Source organism: Pseudomonas sp. P7758 (genome assembly GCF_013386485.1).
GTDB lineage: Bacteria > Pseudomonadota > Gammaproteobacteria > Pseudomonadales > Pseudomonadaceae > Aquipseudomonas.
Genome location: NZ_JACARS010000196.1, coordinates 1 through 20,718, shown reverse-complemented (window position 1 = coordinate 20,718; position 20,718 = coordinate 1). Strand labels below are relative to the sequence as shown.

18 protein-coding genes and 3 pseudogenes are annotated in these 20,718 nt (G+C 61.1%); 9 read left to right on the top strand and 12 right to left on the bottom strand.

The window, feature by feature from the left end; genetic code table 11:
* Positions 1-114 precede the first annotated feature (114 nt).
* The 6 genes and pseudogenes from HX873_RS30100 (at position 115) to HX873_RS30075 (ending at position 8,295) form a co-directional block, all read left to right on the top strand.
* Positions 115-1,854 (top strand): glucan biosynthesis protein G, encoded by a 1,740-nt coding sequence (locus tag HX873_RS30100; RefSeq protein WP_371318410.1) that lies wholly within the window; start codon positions 115-117, stop codon positions 1,852-1,854.
* Positions 1,847-4,422, top strand: a pseudogene (gene mdoH / locus HX873_RS30095) (glucans biosynthesis glucosyltransferase MdoH); the annotation flags it as partial. The gene HX873_RS30100 and the pseudogene mdoH, both read left to right, overlap by 8 nt.
* A gap of 237 nt (positions 4,423-4,659) precedes the next feature.
* Positions 4,660-5,463, top strand: a complete 804-nt coding sequence (locus HX873_RS30090) for a transporter substrate-binding domain-containing protein (RefSeq protein ID WP_043226395.1) — start codon at positions 4,660-4,662, stop codon at positions 5,461-5,463.
* A gap of 219 nt (positions 5,464-5,682) precedes the next feature.
* The gene (locus tag HX873_RS30085) at positions 5,683-6,480 is read left to right on the top strand and encodes a transporter substrate-binding domain-containing protein (protein WP_003209284.1); all 798 of its coding nucleotides are present in this window, start codon (positions 5,683-5,685) and stop codon (positions 6,478-6,480) included.
* A 128-nt stretch (positions 6,481-6,608) separates the two neighbouring features.
* Positions 6,609-7,568, top strand: coding sequence for an amino acid ABC transporter permease (locus HX873_RS30080; RefSeq protein WP_177080428.1), 960 nt, complete (start codon positions 6,609-6,611; stop codon positions 7,566-7,568).
* Complete coding sequence (locus HX873_RS30075; RefSeq protein WP_087692909.1) at positions 7,561-8,295, top strand: amino acid ABC transporter ATP-binding protein; 735 nt, start codon at positions 7,561-7,563, stop codon at positions 8,293-8,295. Before HX873_RS30080 ends, HX873_RS30075 begins: the two co-directional genes overlap by 8 nt.
* Positions 8,296-8,421: 126 nt before the next feature.
* Here HX873_RS30075 and HX873_RS30070 read toward each other — a convergent pair whose 3' ends face one another.
* The 12 genes and pseudogenes from HX873_RS30070 to ubiE form a co-directional block, all read right to left on the bottom strand.
* On the bottom strand, positions 8,422-10,329 hold the full coding sequence (locus tag HX873_RS30070) for a methyl-accepting chemotaxis protein (protein ID WP_177123643.1): 1,908 nt from the start codon (positions 10,327-10,329) through the stop codon (positions 8,422-8,424).
* Positions 10,330-10,501: 172 nt separating this feature from the next.
* Positions 10,502-11,215, bottom strand: a complete 714-nt coding sequence (locus HX873_RS32160; protein WP_371132926.1) for a methyl-accepting chemotaxis protein — start codon at positions 11,213-11,215, stop codon at positions 10,502-10,504.
* A gap of 144 nt (positions 11,216-11,359) precedes the next feature.
* A pseudogene (locus HX873_RS32155) lies at positions 11,360-12,418 on the bottom strand (methyl-accepting chemotaxis protein); the annotation flags it as partial.
* A 178-nt stretch (positions 12,419-12,596) separates the two neighbouring features.
* Positions 12,597-13,304 carry a 16S rRNA (uracil(1498)-N(3))-methyltransferase gene (locus tag HX873_RS30060; RefSeq protein WP_003209293.1) on the bottom strand — a complete coding sequence of 236 codons (708 nt, stop codon included), beginning with the start codon at positions 13,302-13,304 and terminating at the stop codon, positions 12,597-12,599.
* The gene (gene tatC / locus HX873_RS30055) at positions 13,301-14,092 is read right to left on the bottom strand and encodes a twin-arginine translocase subunit TatC (RefSeq protein ID WP_177123641.1); all 792 of its coding nucleotides are present in this window, start codon (positions 14,090-14,092) and stop codon (positions 13,301-13,303) included. The genes HX873_RS30060 and tatC overlap by 4 nt, the downstream gene beginning before the upstream one ends.
* Positions 14,089-14,535: a Sec-independent protein translocase protein TatB gene (gene tatB, locus HX873_RS30050; protein WP_003209296.1), complete on the bottom strand. Its 447-nt coding sequence runs from the start codon at positions 14,533-14,535 to the stop codon at positions 14,089-14,091. Before tatB ends, tatC begins: the two co-directional genes overlap by 4 nt.
* 10 nt (positions 14,536-14,545) lie before the next feature.
* On the bottom strand, positions 14,546-14,824 hold the full coding sequence (locus HX873_RS30045; RefSeq protein WP_003209298.1) for a twin-arginine translocase TatA/TatE family subunit: 279 nt from the start codon (positions 14,822-14,824) through the stop codon (positions 14,546-14,548).
* 25 nt (positions 14,825-14,849) lie between these two features.
* Complete coding sequence (locus HX873_RS30040) at positions 14,850-15,182, bottom strand: phosphoribosyl-ATP diphosphatase (RefSeq protein ID WP_003209299.1); 333 nt, start codon at positions 15,180-15,182, stop codon at positions 14,850-14,852.
* Positions 15,183-15,184: 2 nt separating this feature from the next.
* Entirely contained in the window at positions 15,185-15,577 is a 393-nt protein-coding gene (gene hisI / locus HX873_RS30035; protein WP_003209300.1) for a phosphoribosyl-AMP cyclohydrolase, read from the bottom strand.
* Positions 15,578-15,618: 41 nt separating this feature from the next.
* Positions 15,619-17,223: a ubiquinone biosynthesis regulatory protein kinase UbiB gene (gene ubiB, locus HX873_RS30030; protein WP_003209302.1), complete on the bottom strand. Its 1,605-nt coding sequence runs from the start codon at positions 17,221-17,223 to the stop codon at positions 15,619-15,621.
* Entirely contained in the window at positions 17,220-17,843 is a 624-nt protein-coding gene (locus tag HX873_RS30025) for an SCP2 domain-containing protein (protein WP_003209304.1), read from the bottom strand. Before HX873_RS30025 ends, ubiB begins: the two co-directional genes overlap by 4 nt.
* Complete coding sequence (ubiE, locus tag HX873_RS30020) at positions 17,843-18,613, bottom strand: bifunctional demethylmenaquinone methyltransferase/2-methoxy-6-polyprenyl-1,4-benzoquinol methylase UbiE (protein WP_003209306.1); 771 nt, start codon at positions 18,611-18,613, stop codon at positions 17,843-17,845. The genes HX873_RS30025 and ubiE overlap by 1 nt, the downstream gene beginning before the upstream one ends.
* A gap of 143 nt (positions 18,614-18,756) precedes the next feature.
* Here ubiE and HX873_RS30015 point away from each other — a divergent pair, with 143 nt between their 5' ends.
* The 3 genes and pseudogenes from HX873_RS30015 to HX873_RS30005 all read left to right on the top strand — a co-directional run bounded on the left by HX873_RS30015 (position 18,757) and on the right by HX873_RS30005 (position 20,585).
* Positions 18,757-19,032 (top strand): polyhydroxyalkanoic acid system family protein, encoded by a 276-nt coding sequence (locus HX873_RS30015; RefSeq protein WP_008439272.1) that lies wholly within the window; start codon positions 18,757-18,759, stop codon positions 19,030-19,032.
* A gap of 105 nt (positions 19,033-19,137) precedes the next feature.
* On the top strand, positions 19,138-19,560 hold the full coding sequence (locus HX873_RS30010) for a phasin family protein (RefSeq protein WP_003209309.1): 423 nt from the start codon (positions 19,138-19,140) through the stop codon (positions 19,558-19,560).
* 12 nt (positions 19,561-19,572) lie between these two features.
* Positions 19,573-20,585 (top strand): annotated as a pseudogene (locus HX873_RS30005) (phasin family protein).
* Positions 20,586-20,718: the final 133 nt, after the last annotated feature.

The following is a 20,718-nucleotide window of genomic DNA, read 5'->3' as shown; positions in this document are numbered from 1 at the left end:
CCGATAGCCATTGGGGAATCATTTAGCCCCATGGGAGTCGGAACAATGCTCGCCAACCTGGCATATAGATAGCTGGCCGTTGGTTTTTTGATCTGTTTTCGGCGAGGGTTGCTCGTGATTGTTAGTCCCTGTAATGCACCAAAATTGTCTGCCAAACGGTTACGAAACGTACTGGTGACGGGCTCTGCCCTGTTTTGCCTGTTCGGCGCGGGTCAACTGTGGGCATTCAGTCTGGATGATGTGTCGGCCAAGGCAAAAGAGCTGGCCGGGCAGAAATACGAAGCTCCGCGCAGCAATTTGCCGAACGAATTCCGCGAAATGAAATTCGCTGATTACCAGAAAATTCGTTTCCGCAACGAAAAAGCCGAGTGGGCCGATCAGAACACCCCGTTCAAGCTGTCCTTCTACCACCAGGGTATGCATTTCGATACACCGGTGAAAATCAACGAAGTCACCGCCGACAGCGTTCAGGAAATCAAGTACGACCCGTCCCGCTTCGATTTCGGCGACGTCAAGTTTGATCCCAAATCCACCGAACAGCTGGGTTATGCCGGTTTCCGTGTGCTGTACCCGATCAACAAGGGCGACAAGCAAGACGAAATCATGACCATGCTCGGCGCCAGCTATTTCCGCGTCGTGGGCAAGGACCAGGTCTACGGCCTGTCTGCCCGCGGCATGGCGATCGACACTGCGTTGCCGTCCGGCGAAGAATTCCCGCGTTTCACCGAGTTCTGGATCGAGCGTCCAAAACCGGGTGAGAAACAGCTGGTGATCTACGCCCTGCTGGATTCGCCGCGGGCCACCGGCGCTTATCGCCTGATCCTGCGCCCGGGTACCGACACCATCGTCGACGTCAAATCCCAGATGTACCTGCGTGACAAGGTCACCAAGCTGGGCATCGCCCCGCTGACCAGCATGTTCCTGTTCGGCGCCAACCAGCCGTCCAAGGTCCTCAACTACCGTCGCGAGCTGCACGATTCCAGCGGCCTGTCGATCCATGCCGGCAACGGCGAGTGGATCTGGCGCCCACTGAACAACCCCAAACACCTGTCGGTCAGCAACTTCACCGTGGAAAACCCGCGTGGTTTCGGCCTGCTGCAACGCGGCCGCAACTTCAGCCACTACGAAGACCTCGACGACAACTACGACAAGCGCCCAAGCGCCTGGATCGAGCCTGAAGGCGATTGGGGCAAGGGCTCCGTCGACCTGGTAGAGATTCCGACCGCCGATGAAACCAACGACAACATCGTTGCGTTCTGGAGCCCGGAAACACTGCCGGAGCCAGGCAAGCCGCTGGACGTTGCCTACCGCCTGCACTGGACATTGCAAGACGCCGAGTTCCATTCGCCGGAAAGCGCCTGGGTCAAGCAGACCCTGCGCTCCACCGGCGACGTCAAGCAATCCAACCTGATCCGTCAGCCAGACGGCAGCGTGGCTTACCTGGTGGACTTCGAGGGCCCGTCCCTGAAGAAACTGCCAGCTGACGCACCGGTTCGCAGCCAGGTCAGCGTGGGCGACAACGCCGAAATCGTTGAAAACAGCGTGCGCTACAACCCGCACACCCAAGGCTGGCGCCTGACCTTGCGCATGAAGATCAAGGACGCAGGCAAGCCGACTGAAATGCGCGCTGCTCTGGTTCAGGACATCGTCACGCCTGAGCCGGAGAAGGTTTCGACCCAAGTGCTTAAGGCCGACAAGGTGCTGGCCAAGCAGCATGAGAAAGCCGCCAAGAAAGAAGCCAAGGACAAGGATGCCAAGCAGCCCGAAGCTGCGGCCCCAGCCACACCGGAGCCGGCCAAGACAGAACAAGTCCTGACCGAAACCTGGAGCTATCAGTTGCCTGCCGATGAGTAATTCTCAAGTCCAGCCAGAGACGCTTGCCGAGTACCTGGCGCATCTACCGATGACCGATGAGCAGCGCGCCGAACTGGCGGGCTGCGAGTCCTTCAGTGAATTGCACAAGCGCCTGTCATCGTCCACGTTCGACGCGCCTGCCGACGCTGCCCAGGCATCGGTAGGCGCCCGGCTGACCCTCAACACTGCCGAAGAGCTGCAAGACGCCGAAATGCTGGTGCTCGACGCCAGCGGCCGGGTTTGCCTCAAGGCCACGCCGCCGATCCGTCGGACCAAGGTCGTGCCTGAGCCGTGGCGCACCAATATCCTGGTGCGTGGCTGGCGCCGCCTGACCGGCCGCACGAATCCACCGGCCCCGCCGAAGGATGAGCGCGTACTGCCGGCCGCCCGCTGGCGCACCGTCGGTTCGATCCGTCGCTATATCCTGCTGGTGCTGATGCTCGGCCAGACGATCGTTGCCGGCTGGTACATGAAAGGCATCATGCCGTACCAGGGCTGGTCCTTCGTCGACTTTGACGAGATCCGCAACCAGACCCTGCTGCAAACCGCGACCCAGGTACTGCCTTACGCCCTGCAAACCAGCATCCTGGTGCTGTTCGGGATTCTGTTCTGCTGGGTCTCTGCCGGTTTCTGGACCGCGCTGATGGGCTTCCTGGAACTGCTGACCGGTCACGATAAATACCGTATCTCCGGTAAAAGTGCCGGTGACGAGCCGATTCCGAAAGACGCCCGCACCGCCCTGGTCATGCCGATCTGCAACGAAGACGTGCCCCGGGTATTTGCCGGCCTGCGCGCGACGTTCGAATCGGTGGCTGCCACCGGTGACCTGGACCGTTTCGACTTCTTCGTCCTCAGCGACAGTAACGAGGCCGACATCTGTATCGCCGAGCAGCAAGCCTGGCTCGACGTGTGCCGCGAAGCCGGTGGCTTCGGCAAGATCTTCTATCGCCGTCGTCGCCGTCGCGTCAAACGCAAGAGCGGCAACCTCGACGACTTCTGCCGTCGCTGGGGCGGTGACTACAAGTACATGGTGGTGCTCGACGCCGACAGCGTGATGAGCGGCGAATGCCTGACCAGCCTGGTGCGCCTGATGGAAGCCACGCCGGATGCCGGGATTATCCAGACCGCGCCACGTGCGTCGGGCATGGATACCCTGTATGCGCGCATGCAGCAGTTCGCCACCCGGGTGTACGGCCCGCTGTTCACCGCCGGCCTGCACTTCTGGCAGCTGGGTGAATCCCACTACTGGGGTCACAACGCGATCATCCGCATGAAGCCGTTTATCGAGCACTGCGCCCTGGCGCCGTTGCCGGGTAAAGGTGCGTTTGCCGGTGCGATTCTTTCTCACGACTTCGTTGAAGCGGCGCTGATGCGCCGTGCCGGCTGGGGCGTGTGGATTGCCTACGACTTGCCGGGCAGCTACGAAGAGCTGCCGCCGAACCTGCTGGACGAACTCAAGCGTGACCGTCGCTGGTGCCACGGTAACCTGATGAACTTCCGCCTGTTCCTGGTAAAAGGCATGCACCCGGTGCACCGTGCGGTGTTCCTCACCGGCGTGATGTCTTACCTGTCTGCACCGTTGTGGTTCTTCTTCCTGGTGCTGTCCACGGCCTTGCTGGCGGTCAACACACTGATGGAGCCGCAGTACTTCATGGCGCCGCGCCAGTTGTATCCGTTGTGGCCACAATGGCATCCGGACAAGGCGGTGGCGCTGTTCTCCACCACCATCGTTTTGCTGTTCCTGCCTAAATTGCTGAGCATCATCCTGATCTGGGCCAAGGGCGCGAAAGAGTTCGGCGGCAAGTTCAAGGTGACCCTGTCGATGCTGCTGGAGATGCTGTTCTCCATGTTGCTGGCGCCGGTGCGGATGATTTTCCACACCCGTTTCGTACTGGCCGCGTTCCTCGGCTGGGCGGCGACCTGGAACTCGCCACAGCGTGACGACGACTCCACACCATGGAGCGAGGCAGTCAAGCGCCACGGTCCGCAGACCCTGCTCGGCTTCTTCTGGGCGCTGCTGGTGGTGTGGTTGAACCCAAGCTTCCTGTGGTGGCTGGTGCCGATCGTCGGTTCGCTGATGCTGTCGATTCCGGTGTCGGTGATTTCCAGCCGGGTCAAACTGGGCCTCAAGTCTCGCGACGAGAGCCTGTTCCTGATCCCCGAGGAATACAATCCGCCCCAGGCGCTGTTGTCGACCGACAAGTACACCCACGAAAACCGTTGGCATGCGCTCAATGACGGTTTTGTGCGGGCGGTGGTCGATCCGCAGCAGAACGCCCTGGCGTGCGCCTTGGCAACTTCCCGTCACGGGCAGGCGGAGCCGATTGAGTGGCTGCGTGTTGACCGGGTTCGCCACGCGTTGAAAGTCGGCCCGGCCGGCCTCAACAACGGTGAACGCCTGGCCTTGCTCAGCGACCCGGTCGCCCTGGCACGCTTGCACGAGCAGGTCTGGAGCGAAGGCCACGCCGAGTGGCTGAGCGCCTGGCGCGAATCGGTCAAGGCCGATCCGCATGCGCCATTGCTGCCATTGAAGCCGCTGTCGTCCCAGGCTCAACCGGCCTGATTCCGACGCCCCCGAGGTGCCACCTCGGGGGCGTTTGCGATAACCGTCCTACGTTGTTTTTCCCTTCTGCTGTATCGCGCTAACTCCTTGTTATTTCGAAACAAAAGACCCTTCTGCGAGGCATATTGCCGTGCCTGCGAGTGGGTTAGCATCGCCCCCCAAATCTGACTCGAAGCCTGCGGCTTACGCGATCTTGCGCGTGGCCGGGTGTGGGAGTGTTTAATGGAACAGGGGCTTTTTTCATGATCAAAAGGTATTTGTCGATGCTGCTGCTCGGCATCGTCACATTTTCCCACGGTTACCTGGCGCATGCCGGAGCCATAGATGAGGCCGTTCGGCGGGGTGTGTTGAAAGTCGGCACCAATCCGGCCTACGTGCCCTTTGAGATGACCGACAAGAAAGGCCGGATCGTCGGGTTTGAAATTGACCTGCTTCGGGAGATGAGCAAGGCGCTGGGGGTCAAGCTGGAGCTGGTTTCGGTACCGTATATCGACCTGATTCCCGGCCTGCTGGCCAGCCGGTTCGACCTGATCGGCAGCGGCATGACTGTCACGCAGGAGCGCAACCTGACCCTCAATTTCAGCGACTCGTTCATCATCGTCGGCCAGACCGTGCTGCTGAACCCTCGGTTGGCCGACAAGGTCCAGAGCATCGAGGACTTGAACGAGGCCGGTTACCGGATCGTGGCCGCCGAAGGCACCACAGGCGAGGCGGCGGCGAAAAGGTTTCTCGGCACTGCACGGCTGCGCAGTTTTCCAACACCTGAAGAAGGCGTGCGCCAGGTGGTGGAGGGCAAGGCCGATGCGTTTATCCATGATGCGCCGTATAACCTGATCGCCATTACCAAGCCCCAGAACAGTGCGCTGTTGGCGCTGGAGCAACCCTTCACCTACGAGCCCCTGGCGTTCGGCTTGAAAAAGGGCGATTACGACAGCCTCAACTGGATCAATCATTTCCTCAACCAGGTGGCCCAGGACGGCACCTACGATCGGCTGCATGACAAGTGGTTCAAGGACTCGGGCTGGATGGCGGAAGTGGACTGGTAGTCATAACTGCTTACACATCAAGCAATTGGCTGGGCCGTGGGTCGAGGTGTCTAGCCATGCCTTTCTCTGCACGGTTGTGGGGCTTTTCTGTCATACCTTGGCAACAAATCCCGGCGAAACCTTTGTACCCGGCGGTGAGTGAGTTAGGATCGCACCCCGAAATGGTGCAGCCCTTTTGCGCGCCGACCTCACAAGAAAATGAGTTCAGGGGACTTGATGATGAAAAAGTATCTTTCGATGCTGCTGCTGGGCGTCACCGCACTGGTGGCGGTCAACGCGGCACATGCCGGCGCCATCGATGATGCGGTCAAGCGCGGTACGCTGAAAGTCGGCATGGACCCGACTTACATGCCGTTCCAGATGACCAACAAACGCGGTGAAATCATCGGCTTTGAAGTCGACATCCTCAAGGCCATGGCCAAGTCGATGGGCGTGAAGTTCGAGCCGATTTCCACCGGTTACGACGGCATCATCCCGGCCCTGTTGACCGACAAGTTCGACATGATCGGCAGCGGCATGACCCTGACTCAGGAACGCAACCTGCGCCTGAACTTCAGCGAACCGTTCATCGTGGTCGGCCAGACCCTGCTGATCCGCAAGGAGCTGGAGGGCACCATCAAGTCCTACAAAGACCTGAATGACGAGAAATACCGCCTGACCTCCAAGCTCGGCACCACCGGCGAGATGGTGGCCAAGAAGCTGATCTCCAAAGCCAAGTACCACGGCTATGACAACGAGCAGGAAGCTGTTCTGGACGTGGTCAACGGCAAGGCTGACGCCTTCGTCTATGACGCCCCGTACAACGTGGTGGCCGTGAACAAGGTCGGCGCCGGCAAACTGGTGTTCCTTGATCAGCCGTTCACCTTTGAACCCCTGGCGTTCGGCCTGAAGAAGGGCGACTACGACAGCATCAACTTCATCAACAACTTCCTGCACCAGATCCGCAACGACGGCACCTACGATCGCATCCATGACAAGTGGTTCAAGAGCTCTGAGTGGCTCAAGGACATGGAATAAGGTTGGCTTAATACCGAGTCGAGCCCTTCGCGAGCAAGCCCGCTCCCACATTAGATCGCGGTCGAAATGTGGGAGCGGGCTTGCTCGCGAATAGGGCCTGCCAGGCGATACACATCCCGGAACCTGAAATGAAACAGAAAAAAGCCCAATGGCCCTGGCACCTGCTGACGGTGCTGGTGCTGGTCGGCCTGGCCGGCGCGTTGTATTACGCCACCTCGCTGATGTCCTACGAATGGCGCTGGAACCGCGTGCCGCAGTACTTCGTCTACCAGGCCGAAGAATCCCAGCGTGCGTCGGACATTTCCACCGTCAGCGAGCTGGTGCGCAAGGGCGATGTGGCTGAAATCACCCTGCGTAGTGACGAGGGCAACGAACAGCACCTGACCGTGGCCGAGAACAGTCTGCAAGTGGCCAAGGGCGATGACGTGGCCGAGGGCGATGTGGTCGGCGTCACCCGGCATTGGGCTGCGGGCCCTCTGCTGTGGGGCTTGTGGACTACGTTGTGGCTATCGGTGGTGTCCGGGGTGCTGGGACTGTTGATCGGCCTAGCGACCGGATTGTGTCGCCTGTCGAACAACCCGACTTTACGCGATCTGTCGACGATCTACGTCGAACTGGTACGCGGTACGCCGTTGTTGGTGCAGATCTTCATTTTCTATTTCTTTATCGGCACGGTGCTCAACCTGTCCCGGGAATTCGCCGGGATCGCCGCGCTGTCACTGTTTACCGGCGCGTATGTGGCGGAAATCATCCGTGCAGGCGTGCAGTCGATTGCCCGTGGGCAGAATGAGGCAGCCCGCTCCCTGGGGCTCAGTGCCGGTCAGTCGATGCGCCACGTGGTGTTGCCGCAAGCCTTCAAGCGCGTGCTGCCGCCCCTGGCTGGGCAATTTATCAGCCTGGTCAAGGACACATCCCTGGTGTCGGTGATCGCGATTACCGAGCTGCTCAAAAGCGGCCGCGAGGTCATCACCACCTCGTTCTCGCCGTTCGAAATCCTGTTCTGCGTCGCAGGCCTGTACCTGCTGATCAACCTGCCGCTGTCGAAAATCGCCAGCCGGCTTGAGCGGAGGCTCGCGCAAAGTGATTGAAGTCCGCGATCTGGTAAAAGTCTTCGACACCCGTGGCCACGTCGTGCGCGCGGTGGACAACGTGACCACGCAGGTGGCCAGGGGTGAAGTGCTGGTGGTGATCGGCCCGTCCGGTTCCGGCAAGTCGACGTTCCTGCGCTGCCTTAACGGCCTGGAGGAATTCGATTCCGGCTCGGTAAGCATCGACGGCCTGCAACTGGCAGACCCGAAGACCGACGTGAACGCCTATCGCCGTGAAGTCGGCATGGTGTTCCAGCACTTCAACCTGTTCCCCCACATGACCGTGCTGGAAAACCTCTGCCTGGCGCAAAAAGTCGTGCGCAAGCGCGGCAAGAAAGAGCGCGAGGCCAAGGCCCTGGCGCTCCTGGAGAAAGTCGGCATTGCCCAGAAAGCCCACGAGTTTCCGTCGCGGCTTTCCGGTGGCCAGCAGCAGCGCGTCGCGATTGCCCGTGCGCTGGCGATGGAGCCCAAGGTGATGCTGTTTGACGAGCCCACCTCGGCCCTGGACCCGGAAATGGTCGGCGAAGTGCTGGACGTGATGAAGACCCTGGCCCTGGAAGGCATGACCATGGTCTGCGTCACCCATGAAATGGGCTTTGCCCGGGAAGTGGCTGATCGCGTGCTGTTCTTCGATCACGGCAAACTGTTGGAGGACGCCGCCCCGGCGCAATTCTTCGATGCGCCGAAGGACCCTCGCGCCCAAGCCTTCCTGCGCCAGGTTCTATAAATGCGTGGGAATGCTTCTTGTGGCGAGGGAGCGTGCTCCCGCTGGGCTGCGTAGCGGCTCCCAAAAAAGATAGGAGCGCTGCGCACTCCAGCGGGAGCAAGCTCCCTCGCCACAGGTTGGGTTTTTTCAGACCTTGAACTTGCCCACCCACACCTGCAAATCCGCCCCCAGGCGCGCCAGTTCGACACTGGCCGCCGCAGTGTCCTGACTCGCGGCCCAGGTCTGTTCCGATACATCCTTGACCTTCAACACGCTGCGGTTGATCTCTTCGGCGACCGCGGTTTGTTCCTCGGCGGCAGCGGCAATTTGCGGGTTCATCTCCTGAATCACTGACACGGTACGGGTGATGCCAGCCAGCGCCTCTCCTGCGCGGCGGGTCAGTTGCACGCTGTTGTCGGTGAGGCTGCGACTGTTGTCCATAATGTCCGCGACCTGCTGCGTGCCCCGGTGCAGGCCGCTGATCAACTCCTCGATTTCCTCGGCCGACTGCTGGGTGCGTTGTGCCAGGCTGCGCACTTCATCGGCGACCACGGCAAACCCCCTGCCGGCTTCGCCTGCGCGGGCCGCCTCGATCGCGGCGTTGAGGGCCAGCAAATTGGTCTGCTCCGACACCGATTTGATCACTTCCAGCACGCTGCCGATCTTCCGGCTTTCCTGTTGCAGGCCTTGCATGGCCTGGCTTGAACGCGCCATCTCCTGAGCCAGGTGCTCGATGTGGGTAATGGCCTCAGCCACCACCTGATCGCCCTGGCCCGCCTGCCGGTCGGCCTCGGCAGCAGCCAGCGACGCTTGCTCGGCATGGCGCGCAACTTCCTGGGAGGTGGCGAGCATCTCGTTCATGGCGGTGGCCACCTGTTCGGTTTCCTGCTTCTGGCCGTCGACCCCGTCGCGGGTTTGCTCGGTGACCGCCGAGAGTTGCTCGGCGGCGCTGGCGATCTGCTGGGCGCTGTCGCCGATGCCGCTGATCAAGCCCCGCAGGTTGAGGGTCATTTGCCCGATGCTGCGCTGCAACTGCCCCAGTTCATCCTGGCGCGAGGCCTGGATGTCGTGGCTCAGGTCACCCTCGGCAATCCGGTTGGCCACGGACAGGGCCTGGCGCAGCGGCGCGACGATCTGGCCGGCGATCAACCAGGCGGCCACGACGCCGAGCAAGAGCGCCGCTGCAGTAACGTTGAGCAGCAGGGTGCGGGCGAGGCTGGCTTCGTTGTCACGCTTGGCGGTCTGGTCCTGGCTCAGCAGGTCGCTTTCCGTGAGCAATTGATCCAGCCACTGTTCAAGCTGGTTCTGGGTGGCTTCGGCGCTGAGTTGGGCGTCCTTGAGGCGTGTCAGGTGAGTCCGAAAGTCGAGCAGGACTTTTTTCAGGGCGCTGGCGTCAACCGGCAGCGCGCCTACCGCCGCCTGGGCGCCATCCAGGGCCAGTAGCGCATCACTCACGTCCTTGGCATAGGCGTCCAATGACGCAGCGGCCCAGGCGGGGCTCTGGGCGCGGTCTTCGGCTTGTTCCAGGGCCTGGCGCAATTGTTCCACGGCATCGAGGGCCTTTTCATCGTCTTGATTGGGCAGGTTGCTCGACAGTTCAGAGAGGCTGTCACTGCTCTGGACTGAGCTGCGCTTGAGCTGTTCACGGGCGTTTTCACGTTGCTTGATCAGCCCCTCCAGGCCGCTTAAGGCGGTCTTGAAACTGGTGACGAAGCGTCGGCTTTCCTGCAGCTGTTGTTGGTTGACCGGGTCGGTAAATCGCGGGGAAAGATCCACCAGGAACTGGTCGATCTTGTCCATGTGCAGCTCTATTTTGGACAGGCTGGCCGGGTCGTTAAGGGTGCGATAGACGATGCGATCAGCGCGCAACTCTTCGCCGACGACTGCCAATTGCGAGAGCAGCGTGAGTTTTTGGGAGCGCTCGAGGGATGCGCTCAAGGCTTGCCAGCCGGTAGAGGCGATGATCAGGCTGAGGCTGAGCACCAGGCCAAAGCCCAGGGCAAGTTTGAGGCTGATGCTGATGTTTCCGAGCAGGCGGGTCAGTGGACGAAACATGGTGAACCTCCAACGAATCAAAAGGAGCGTCTCAAGCGTCCGGCCAACAATGGTCAGGGGAGTTGAAACGCTACTTTTATTCGGCGCCAGGTGTGTGATCCACGACCTGAAAAACGCGTAGGAAATTTCACATATTGTCGGAGCGGCGGCCCTGATGGCCGCCGCAAGCGGGTCAGACCTTGAAGCGACCTACCAGGCTTTGCAGGTAAACCCCCAGGCGCGCCAGCTCGGCACTGGAAGCCGCGGTTTCTTCGCTGGCCGCCGAGGTTTGTTCGGAAACGTCCCGCACGTTGAGCACGCTGCGGTTGATCTCTTCGGCCACGGCGCTTTGCTGCTCGGCGGCGGTGGCGATCTGCTGGTTCATCGCCTGGATCGCCGAGACGGTACGGGTGATGTTCTCCAGGGCATTGCCGGCCCGACGGGTCAGCTCGACGCTGCTGTCAGTCAGGCCGCGACTGTTGTCCATGATGGTTGCCACCTGCTGGGTGCCGCTTTGCAGGCCGACGATCAACTCTTCGATTTCCTCGGTGGACTTCTGCGTCCGCTGGGCCAGGCTGCGCACTTCATCGGCAACCACCGCAAAACCGCGTCCGGCCTCACCGGCGCGCGCCGCTTCAATCGCTGCGTTAAGGGCCAGCAGGTTGGTTTGCTGGGCCACCGACTTGATGACGTCCAGCACACTGCCGATCTTGTCGCTCTCACGCTTGAGATGGCCCATGGCTTCGGTGGAGTTGCCCACCTCGCTGGCCAGTCGCTCGATCTGGGCGATGGCCTCACCGACCACCTTGTCGCCTTCACGGGCCTGCTGGTCGGCGGCTACGGCGGCTTCCGAGGCTTCTTCAGCGTTACGTGCGACCTCCTGCACGGTAGCGGCCATTTCGTTCATGGCGGTGGCCACCTGGTCGGTCTCGACCTTCTGGCTGTTGACCCCGGCGCTGGTCTGCTCGGTAACGGCCGATAGCTGCTCGGCGGCACTGGCGATCTGGGTGACGCCGTCGCTGATACCGCCAATCAGCTCCCGCAGGCCCACGGTCATGCTTTGCATCGACCGTTGCAGCTGCCCCAGTTCATCCTGGCGCAGGGAGATCAGGTTGTGGCTCAGGTCGCCGGACGCCACGCGTTCGGCGACTTTGAGGGTCTGGTTCAATGGAATCACGATCTGCCGGGTAATGGCCCAGGCGGCGAGTACACCAAACGCCAGCGCGAGGGCGGTGGCCAGTAACAGCAGGTTCTTGGCGTGGGCGGCATCGGTATCACGCACCACGGTTTGCGAAGTGGTGAGTTTGTTACTGCGGTCGAGCAGGATGTCGCCTTGCTCGCCCATGATTTTCATCGCGGCGGCACTGGCCACCTGGGAGTCGCGGTACTGGCTCACGGCGGCGCGGTAGGCCTGCAGCGAGGCGCTGGCCTCTTGCAGGTTGGCCCGGTATTGCTCGGGCAACGGATCGTTGAGGTCGGTGATTTTCTTCAGGGCGTTGTCGATGGCATCCAGGGCCGGCTGTTCGGCCTCGACCTTGCCGCTGTAGGTGTAGCCGCGCACCTGGAAGCGCGCTTGCTGGATCAGTTTGCTCAGGTCGACCACGCTGTTGAACAGGGTGACGCTGTCGCCTTGCAGCAGGGATTTTTCCACTTCGTTGATTTTTGCGACGGCGTTGTCGGCGGTATCGCCCAGTTTGCTGCGGGCGCCTTCACGCTTGAGGCCGGCCTGCACCATGGCGCCGAAGGCTTTTTTGTATTGGCCCAAGGCATCCTGTTGCTGCTCTACCACGAGCTTGTCGTCGGGTTGCTCGATCAGGTCTGCGGCGGTTTTAAGGCCACTGTCCAGCTGGGTGATCAGGTCGTTGACCGCGCTGGTGCCTTGTTCGCCACGGCGCATTTCGAAGTCCAGTCGCGCCAGGCGCAGGTCCTTGGTCAGCCCGTTGAGGCTGGAGATGTAGCCCAGCTTGTCGCCACGGCTGATCACGCCGCTGAGGCCGGTCCAGCCGGTGAAGGTGATCAATAGGGTCAAGACCAATACCAGGCCGAAGCCTATGCTCAGCTTGCGGTTGACGCTGACATTCCCCAGTTTCTCGGCTAACCAACGATACATGCTGCGAACTCCCCTGGAACAAGGCTTGGACTTATTCAGAGCGTATCGGCAGATTCGGATGTTTCTGTAGGAGCGAGCTTGCTCGCGAAGGTCGTCAACGATAACGCGGGCATTCTGAGTGAGCGCGGTGTCCTTGAGTTTTTCGCGAGCAAGCTCGCTCCTACAGGAGAGGGCGGTGTTAGAAAAGGCGGGCGAGCAGCGCGGTGACGGCGGTTTCGACTCTCAGGATGCGCGCGCCGAGTTGCACCGGCTGCAATCCGGCCTTGGCCAGCAGGTCCACCTCGTAGGGAATCCAGCCGCCCTCCGGCCCGATCGCCAGGGTGACCGGCTCATCCAGCCCGCGAGGGCAGGGCGGATAGTCGCCAGGGTGACCAATCAGGCCGAGGGTGCCTTGCGCCATGGCGGGCAGGCGGTCTTCGACGAATGGCTTGAAGCGCTTTTCGATCACGATCTCGGGCAGCACCGTGTCCCGGGCCTGTTCCAGGCCGAGGATCAATTGCTCGCGAATCGCTTCCGGCTCCAGGAACGGCGTCTGCCAGAAGCTTTTTTCCACGCGATAGCTGTTCACCAGCACCACCCGCGGCACGCCCATGGACGCCACGGTTTGCAGCACCCGGCGGAGCATTTTCGGGCGGGGCAGGGCCAGCAGCAGGGTCAGGGGCAGTTTGGCCGGCGGCGGCTGGTCGAAGGTCACTTCCAGCTCGGCTTCACGGGCTTCCAGGCGCAGCAACTGCGCGTTGCCCATCAAACCGCCGATGCGTCCGACCCGCAGGCTGTCGCCTACGGCGGCACGGTGGACTTCCTGCATATGCACCAGGCGCCGATCACGCAGCACCACCCGGTCGGCCGCGATAAAGTCGGCCTCCTCAAGCAGCAGCAGGTTCACGGCTGGGTCGCTGGCGGCTGGTCGTCGTCGGCGGGTTGGTCATCGGGGTGATCGCCACGCTTGCTCACCAGGCTGCCAAACAGGATGCCAATCTCGAACAGCATCCACATGGGTACGGCCAGCAGGGTCTGGGAGAAGATGTCCGGCGGGGTCAGGATCATGCCGACCACGAAGCAGCCGATGATCACGTAGGGGCGGATCTTCTTCAGGTATTTGACGTCGACCACGCCGATCCATACCAGCAGCACCACGGCCACCGGGATTTCGAAGGCCACGCCGAAGGCGAAGAACAGCGTCATCACGAAGTCGAGGTAGCTGGTGATGTCGGTCATCATTTCCACGCCGGCCGGCGTAGCGGCGGCGAAGAACTTGAAGATCAGCGGGAACACCAGGGAGTAGGCAAAAGCCATCCCGGTATAGAACAGCAGGATGCTCGACACCAGCAGCGGCACGGCGATGCGTTTTTCATGCTTGTACAGGCCCGGCGCGATAAAGCCCCAGATCTGATGCAGGATCACCGGGATCGCCAGGAACAGCGAGACCATCATCGTCAGCTTCAACGGCGTGAGGAACGGCGATGACACGTCGGTGGCGATCATCGTCGCGCCGGCCGGCAGGTAATTGCGCAGCGGCGTGGAGACGAAGGTGTAGATCTGCTGGGTGAAGGCAAACAGCCCGGCAAAGATGATGAAGATCGCCGCGACACAGCGCAGCAGGCGGGTGCGCAACTCGGTGAGGTGCGAGACCAGTGGCATGTGCTGGTCGGTTTCCGGTTTATCAGCGCTCATGGGGCTCGCGGCGGCAATGTAGGGTCGTGGGGCGCGGGCGACACGGCAGGTGTCGGCGCGGGTTCGGTCGGGGTCACGGGCGCAGTGGGCGCAGGCTCGACGGCGTGCACGGGTTCAGCGACCGGTGCAGGCGCGGGTGCGGCGGGCGGAGCAATCGAATGCTCGGCCACAGGCTCGACCGGCTTGGGCGTTTCCTGCACCGGCGAGAGAATCTTCCGTGCCTCCTGCTCCAACGACAGAATGTGTTCGTTGTGCAGTTGCCGGCGAATCTCGTCGGCGCCGATTTCCCGTTCAACTTCCTGTTTGATGGCGTTGAAACTGCGTTTCAGGCGCCCGATCCACAGGCCGGCCGTGCGCGCGGCACCGGGCAGGCGTTCCGGCCCCAGTACCAGCAGGGCCACGAGGCCGACGAGCAGCAGTTCAGAGAAGCTGATACCAAACATTATTCAGTACTCACGAGTCTTTTTGGTTCTGCTCTTTGACGTGCTCGGCCTGCACGTCGAAGGTGCGACGTTCAGTGATCGGCTGAGTGGCCTGCGGGTGTACAGGCTGCGCCGGTGGCACCGGATTGACGGCCGGGTCGGCAGGCTTTTCGTCGTCGTTCATGGCCTTGCGAAAGCCCTTGATCGATTCACCGACGTCGGTGCCGAGGTTTTTCAGTTTCTTGGTGCCGAACACCAGCACAACGACCACAAGAATGACGATCCAGTGTTTCCAGTCAAAAATGCCCATGCTGCAATTCCTCTGTAAAAGTTGGTCAGGCGGACGGGCGCGAGGCCTTTTCGGCATGCCCGGACAAGCCGAAGCGACGGTCCAGTTCATCAAGCACTGCCTGTGGATGCTGCCCCAGTTGGGCGAGCATGACCAGACTGTGGAACCACAAGTCGGCAGTTTCGTAGATCACGTCGCTGCAGTCGCCGCTGATTTGCGCGTCCTTGGCCGCAATAATCGTCTCGACGGATTCTTCGCCGAGTTTTTCCAGGATCTTGTTCAGACCCTTGTGGTACAGGCTGGCGACGTAGGAGCTGTCGGCGTCCGCGCCTTTGCGGTCTTCCAGCACCTGGGCCACACGGTTGAGGGTATCGCTCATGTTCAGTGTCCTGCCGAATAGATAGCGTGCGGGTCTTTGAGCACGGGCTCGACGGTCTTCCACTCGCCGTTCTGGAACACGCGGTAGAAGCAGCTGTGACGGCCGGTGTGACAGGCGATATCGCCGATCTGCTCGACCTTGAGGATCACCACATCGGCATCGCAGTCGATGCGCATCTCATGCAGGGTTTGCACGTGCCCGGACTCTTCGCCCTTGCGCCACAGTTTGCCACGGGAACGTGACCAGTAGATGGCGCGGTTCTCGGCGGCGGTCAGGCTCAGGGCCTCGCGGTTCATCCAGGCCATCATCAGCACGCGCCCGGTCTTGTAGTCCTGGGCAATGGCCGGCACCAGGCCGTCACTGTCCCACTTGATCTCGTCCAGCCAGTCTTTCATTTTCGGCTCCGGCAATTTGCGACAGTGTATAACCGGATTGGCTATCGACGCACGATCAGATACACGCCCACCGCGACCATGATGCCGGCCGGCCAGTGGCCCAGTTCATTCAGCGGCCCGCCGGCGGCCAGTATCGTACCGCCCACCAGGTGCGCGGCGCCCAGCAGGCGCAGGAACCAGTCGTCCTTGCGCTTGTGCCACGGCGGTGCGGGGTCCTTGGCGTGGGGCTGGGACATGCGCTCCAGCAGGTCGCGGGTCATGTTGGCCAGGTGCGGCAGTTGCTCGACCTGGCTTTGCAGGTTGCCCAGCAGGGTTTTCGGGCTGATACGGTCCCGCATCCAGCGCTCGAGGAACGGCTGGGCGGTGTTCCACAGGTCGAGGTCCGGGTACAGCTGGCGGCCCAGGCCTTCGATGTTCAGCAGGGTCTTTTGCAACAGTACCAACTGCGGCTGCACTTCCATATTGAAGCGCCGCGCCGTCTGGAACAGACGCATCAGCACCTGACCGAAGGAAATATCCTTTAACGGTTTTTCAAAGATCGGCTCGCACACAGTGCGGATCGCCGCTTCGAATTCGTTGAGCTTGGTTTCGGCCGGCACCCAGCCCGAATCGATGTGCAACTGCGCCACGCGGCGGTAATCACGCTTGAAGAAAGCGAACAGGTTGCGCGCCAGGTAATCCTGGTCTTCCGGGGTCAGGCTGCCGACGATGCCGCAGTCGATCGCAATGTACTGCGGGCTCCACGGGTTCACGGTGCTGACGAAGATGTTGCCGGGGTGCATGTCGGCATGGAAGAAGCTGTCGCGGAATACCTGGGTGAAGAAAATTTCCACGCCGCGCTCGGCAAGCATCTTCATGTCGGTGCGCTGGTCGGCCAGGGTCGCGAGGTCGGTGACCTGCACGCCGTAGATGCGCTCCATCACCAGCACTTTCGGGCGGCACCAGTCCCAATAGACTTGCGGCACGTACAGCAGCTGCGAGCCTTCGAAGTTGCGCTTGAGCTGGCTGGCGTTGGCCGCTTCGCGCAGCAGGTCGAGTTCGTCGTAGATGGTTTTTTCGTAGTCCAGCACCACGTCCACCGGGTGCAGCAGGCGCGCATCGGCAGAGAAGCGCTCGGCGGCGCGGGCGAGGATGAACAGCCACGCCAGGTCCTGGCCGATGATCGGCTTGAGGCCCGGGCGGATCACCTTCACCACCACTTCTTCGCCGCTTTTCAGTTGCGCGGCATGCACCTGGGCCACCGAGGCCGAGGCCAGCGGCGCGATGTCGAAGCGGCTGAAGACTTCGCTGATCTTCTTGCCCAGCTGTTCTTCAATCAGCGTGACTGCCAGTTGCGAGTCGAACGGTGGCACGCGGTCCTGCAACAGCATCAGCTCGTCGGCGATATCTTCGGGCAACAGGTCGCGGCGGGTGGAGAGGATCTGCCCGAACTTGATGAAGATCGGCCCCAGGTCCTGCAACGCCAGGCGCAGGCGCGCGCCACGGCTCAGCTCGAGGGTCTTGCGCGGGAACCAGCGCCACGGCAGCACATAGCGCACCGCCAGCAGAAACCACGGCAGCGGCAGGGCGAACAGCAGGTCATCGAGGCGGTAGCGGATTACGACGCGCTGGATACGAAACAAACGGCGGACGGCGAGCAGCTTCATGCGTTATCGCTTGAATCAAGGGAGCGGCTCAGGCGCTCGAAGCGCGCCTCAAGTCGTTCCAGGTCGAGTTTGGCCTGGTCGAGTTCGCGAAAGCGCGCTTCCGCTTCCCGTTGTCCGACCAGGGTGCGCGATTCTTCGCTCAGGTATTCGGCGAGGTTCTGGTTCAGGCTGGCGAAACCCTGCTGGTACCAGCGCGTGCGGCTGCGCAGATGACCGCTGATCAGTTGGGTGGCCACCGGGCCGAGCCAACGTGACAGCTCGTATTCCCAGTCCAGTTCCAGGTCTTGCAGCACGGCGGCCAGGTCCATCAGCACCGCGCTGTCGCCTTCAAGTTCCACGTCCGGGCCGTGGAGGATCGCCGTCTTGTCCCGGCTCAGGGCCAGGCGCAGCAGGCTTGAGCCGGAAGCACGCAGGGTGCAGTCGGCGTCGGCGGCCCAGTGGGACGCCAGCAACAGGCCTTCATCGCTGGGCAGGATAAACAGCTGCAAGGCGGGGCTGGTGCAGTCGACGGCGATGATCCTGCCGTTCAGGTGCGCCAGCCGTGCCAGGGCGGTGCTGTCCAGGCGCAGTACACGGTTGAGGCCGTGTTCGACGCTGGCGAGAAGGCCTGCGAACAGCATCAGGGCTTGATGCCGCGGTGCAGGGCGACGATGCCCGAGGTCATGTTGTGGTAGGTCACGCGGTCGAAACCGGCCTCTACCATCATCGACTTCAGGGTTTCCTGGTTCGGGTGCATGCGGATCGATTCGGCCAGGTAGCGGTAGCTTTCGGCGTCATTGGTGATCAGCTTGCCCATCAACGGCATGAAGGCGAACGAGTAGGTGTCGTAGACCTTGGACATCAGTGCGTTGGTCGGCTTGGAGAACTCCAGCACCAGCAGGCGACCGCCGGGCTTGAGTACGCGCAGCATCGAGCGCAGCGCGTCTTCCTTGTGGGTCACGTTACGCAGGCCGAAGGCGATGGTCACGCAGTCGAAGTGGTTGTCCGGGAACGGCAGCTTTTCAGCGTCGGCCTGGACGAACTCGATATTGCCCGCCACACCTTTGTCCAGCAGGCGATCACGACCGACCTTGAGCATCGAGCCGTTGATGTCGGCCAGTACCACTTGGCCGGTGGGGCCCACCAGCTTGGAGAACTTGGCGGCCAGGTCGCCCGTACCACCGGCGATATCCAGCACACGGTTGCCGGTGCGTACACCCGACAACTCAATGGTGAAGCGCTTCCACAGACGGTGCATGCCGCCGGAGAGCACGTCGTTCATCAAGTCGTACTTGGCGGCGACCGAGTGGAACACCTCGGCGACTTTTTCCGCTTTCTGGCTTTCCGGGACGTTCTTGAAGCCGAAGTGAGTGGTGGGTTCGGCATCGCTGCCTTTGCGCTGATCAGTCATATCGCTGTCACCAAAAGAGAATGGGGGCATTCTAATCCCCAAGGCATGCTTTGTCTTGGCAAGGCTGAAGGTAAGATAGGTGGTCACCGAGACCTTTTGCCGCATGGCGGGTCGACAAGTCTCTATAACGAGGAGTCATTCAAATGGCCCGTATACAGGTTGAACGTGCCCACACACTGGGCAAAGACGCTGCCCGAGAAAAAGCCGACAAGTTGGCGAGCAAACTCAAGGAGCAATATGGCCTGGAGTCTTCCTGGGCCGGCGACACACTGAACCTCAAACGTTCGGGCGTTAAAGGCACCGTGAAAGTGGCGGAAGATTCCCTGCGGATTGAAGTCGAGCTGGGTCTGTTGATGTCGGCCATGAGTGGCACCATCAAGTCCGAAATCGAGAAGGCACTGGATAAAGCCCTGGCCTGATTTGTGACCTTCTTAGGGTGCCGATTCTAATTTTTCTGCCTACTTTGTGCCCAAGCCCCCAACTTCTGTGGGCAGTTCCTCCCCCCTTTATGCGTGAGGTGCACCATGGCCAAAGTTATTTTGAAGAAAAAAATTGCTACCGGAACTAACGCCCTGACTGACGTTAAATCCTATGCCCGCAAGATCTGGCTGGCCGGTTTGGGGGCTTACGCCAAGGTCGGAAGCGAGGGCGCCGAGTACTTCAAAGAGCTGGTTAAGACTGGTCAACATGTTGAAAGTAAAGGCAAAAAAGTTGTGATTGAACAACTTGATGCAGCCAACAGTCAGATTGATCAAGTCAAGAGCGAAGTCTTCGGCATCAAAGGTCGAGTCGAAGTGCAACTGGATAAAGTTGAAAGCGCTTTTGATAGTCGTGTTGGAAGTGCCTTGAATCGGATCGGCATTCCGTCTAAACATGACGTGGAGACACTCTCTGCTAAGCTCGATGAGCTGACGGCATTGCTCGAACGTGTCGCGCGTAAACACTAAGGAGACAACGGGATGGCTGGTAAAAAGACTACTGATAAAGAAGGCAGCTCGTGGATCGGGGAAGTTGAAAAATACTCCCGCAAGATCTGGCTGGCCGGTTTAGGCGTGTACTCGAAGGTGAGCAGTGACGGCGGTAAATACTTCGAGACTTTGGTTAAAGACGGCGAGAAGGCCGAGAAGTTGACCAAGAGCACAGTGGGTAAACAAGTCGATGCGGCAAAGGCTTCCGCCGGTTCTGCCAAATCACGTATCAGCGACAAGTGGGGCGAACTGGAAGGGGCTTTTGACAAGCGCCTGAACAGTGCCATTTCGCGACTGGGCGTACCTAGCCGTACTGAAGTGAAAGCGCTGCACAGCAAGGTCGATACCTTGACCAGGCAAATCGAAAAACTCACCGGCCTCAAAGCTGCGCCAGTTGCGGCTAAAACTGCAGCGGCTAAACCGGCTGCCAAGCCTGCGGCGAAAACTGCAGCGGCCAAGCCTGCTGCTAAAACCGCCGCTAAACCGCTGGTCAAGGCCGCCGCCAAACCGGCAGCCAAGCCAGCCGCCAAGGCGCCGGCCAAAGCTGCTGCAAAACCGGCTGCCAAGCCTGCGGCGAAAACCGCAGCGGCTAAACCGGCCGCCAAGCCTGCCGCTAAACCAGTGGCCGCTAAAGCAGCTGCAAAACCTGCGGCGAAACCTGCAGCCAAGCCGGCAGCAAAAGCAGCAGCCAAGCCAGCGGCGAAAACCGCTGCCGCCAAACCTGCTGCTGCCAAGCCAGCCGCTGCGCGACACCTGCAGCCAAGCCGGTTGCTGCCAAACCCGCCGCCAAGCCTGCGGCTGCAAAACCTGCAGCGGCCAAGCCAGCTGCAAAACCGGCTGCGGCGAAGAAGCCTGCCGTAGCCAAAAAGCCAGCAGCGCCGAAGCCAGCGGTAGCGGCCAAGCCTGCAACTGCAGCGCCGGCGACCAACTCGGTCACGCCACCGACGCCTGCTGCTACCCCGACTGCAACGCCGGCAACCCCGACGCCTACCAGTCAGTCCTGATTTTTACGGGACACATAAAAACGCCCGGCCTGCGAAGGTCGGGCGTTTTTTATGGAATCTACAGAACAACACAAATCCAATGTGGGAGCGGGCTTGCTCGCGAAAGCGGTGGATCAGTCACACATGTATTGAC

Coding starts and splice junctions, on each gene's coding strand:
- HX873_RS30090 (WP_043226395.1), top strand. CDS start 4,660: ATGATCAAAAGGTATTTGTCGATGCTGCTGCTCGGCATCGTCACATTT.
- HX873_RS30085 (WP_003209284.1), top strand. CDS start 5,683: ATGAAAAAGTATCTTTCGATGCTGCTGCTGGGCGTCACCGCACTGGTG.
- HX873_RS30080 (WP_177080428.1), top strand. CDS start 6,609: ATGAAACAGAAAAAAGCCCAATGGCCCTGGCACCTGCTGACGGTGCTG.
- HX873_RS30070 (WP_177123643.1), bottom strand. CDS start 10,329: ATGTTTCGTCCACTGACCCGCCTGCTCGGAAACATCAGCATCAGCCTC.
- HX873_RS32160 (WP_371132926.1), bottom strand. CDS start 11,215: ATGAACGAAATGGCCGCTACCGTGCAGGAGGTCGCACGTAACGCTGAA.
- tatC (WP_177123641.1), bottom strand. CDS start 14,092: ATGAGCGCTGATAAACCGGAAACCGACCAGCACATGCCACTGGTCTCG.
- tatB (WP_003209296.1), bottom strand. CDS start 14,535: ATGTTTGGTATCAGCTTCTCTGAACTGCTGCTCGTCGGCCTCGTGGCC.
- HX873_RS30045 (WP_003209298.1), bottom strand. CDS start 14,824: ATGGGCATTTTTGACTGGAAACACTGGATCGTCATTCTTGTGGTCGTT.
- HX873_RS30040 (WP_003209299.1), bottom strand. CDS start 15,182: ATGAGCGATACCCTCAACCGTGTGGCCCAGGTGCTGGAAGACCGCAAA.
- hisI (WP_003209300.1), bottom strand. CDS start 15,577: ATGAAAGACTGGCTGGACGAGATCAAGTGGGACAGTGACGGCCTGGTG.
- ubiB (WP_003209302.1), bottom strand. CDS start 17,223: ATGAAGCTGCTCGCCGTCCGCCGTTTGTTTCGTATCCAGCGCGTCGTA.
- HX873_RS30025 (WP_003209304.1), bottom strand. CDS start 17,843: ATGCTGTTCGCAGGCCTTCTCGCCAGCGTCGAACACGGCCTCAACCGT.
- ubiE (WP_003209306.1), bottom strand. CDS start 18,613: ATGACTGATCAGCGCAAAGGCAGCGATGCCGAACCCACCACTCACTTC.
- HX873_RS30015 (WP_008439272.1), top strand. CDS start 18,757: ATGGCCCGTATACAGGTTGAACGTGCCCACACACTGGGCAAAGACGCT.
- HX873_RS30010 (WP_003209309.1), top strand. CDS start 19,138: ATGGCCAAAGTTATTTTGAAGAAAAAAATTGCTACCGGAACTAACGCC.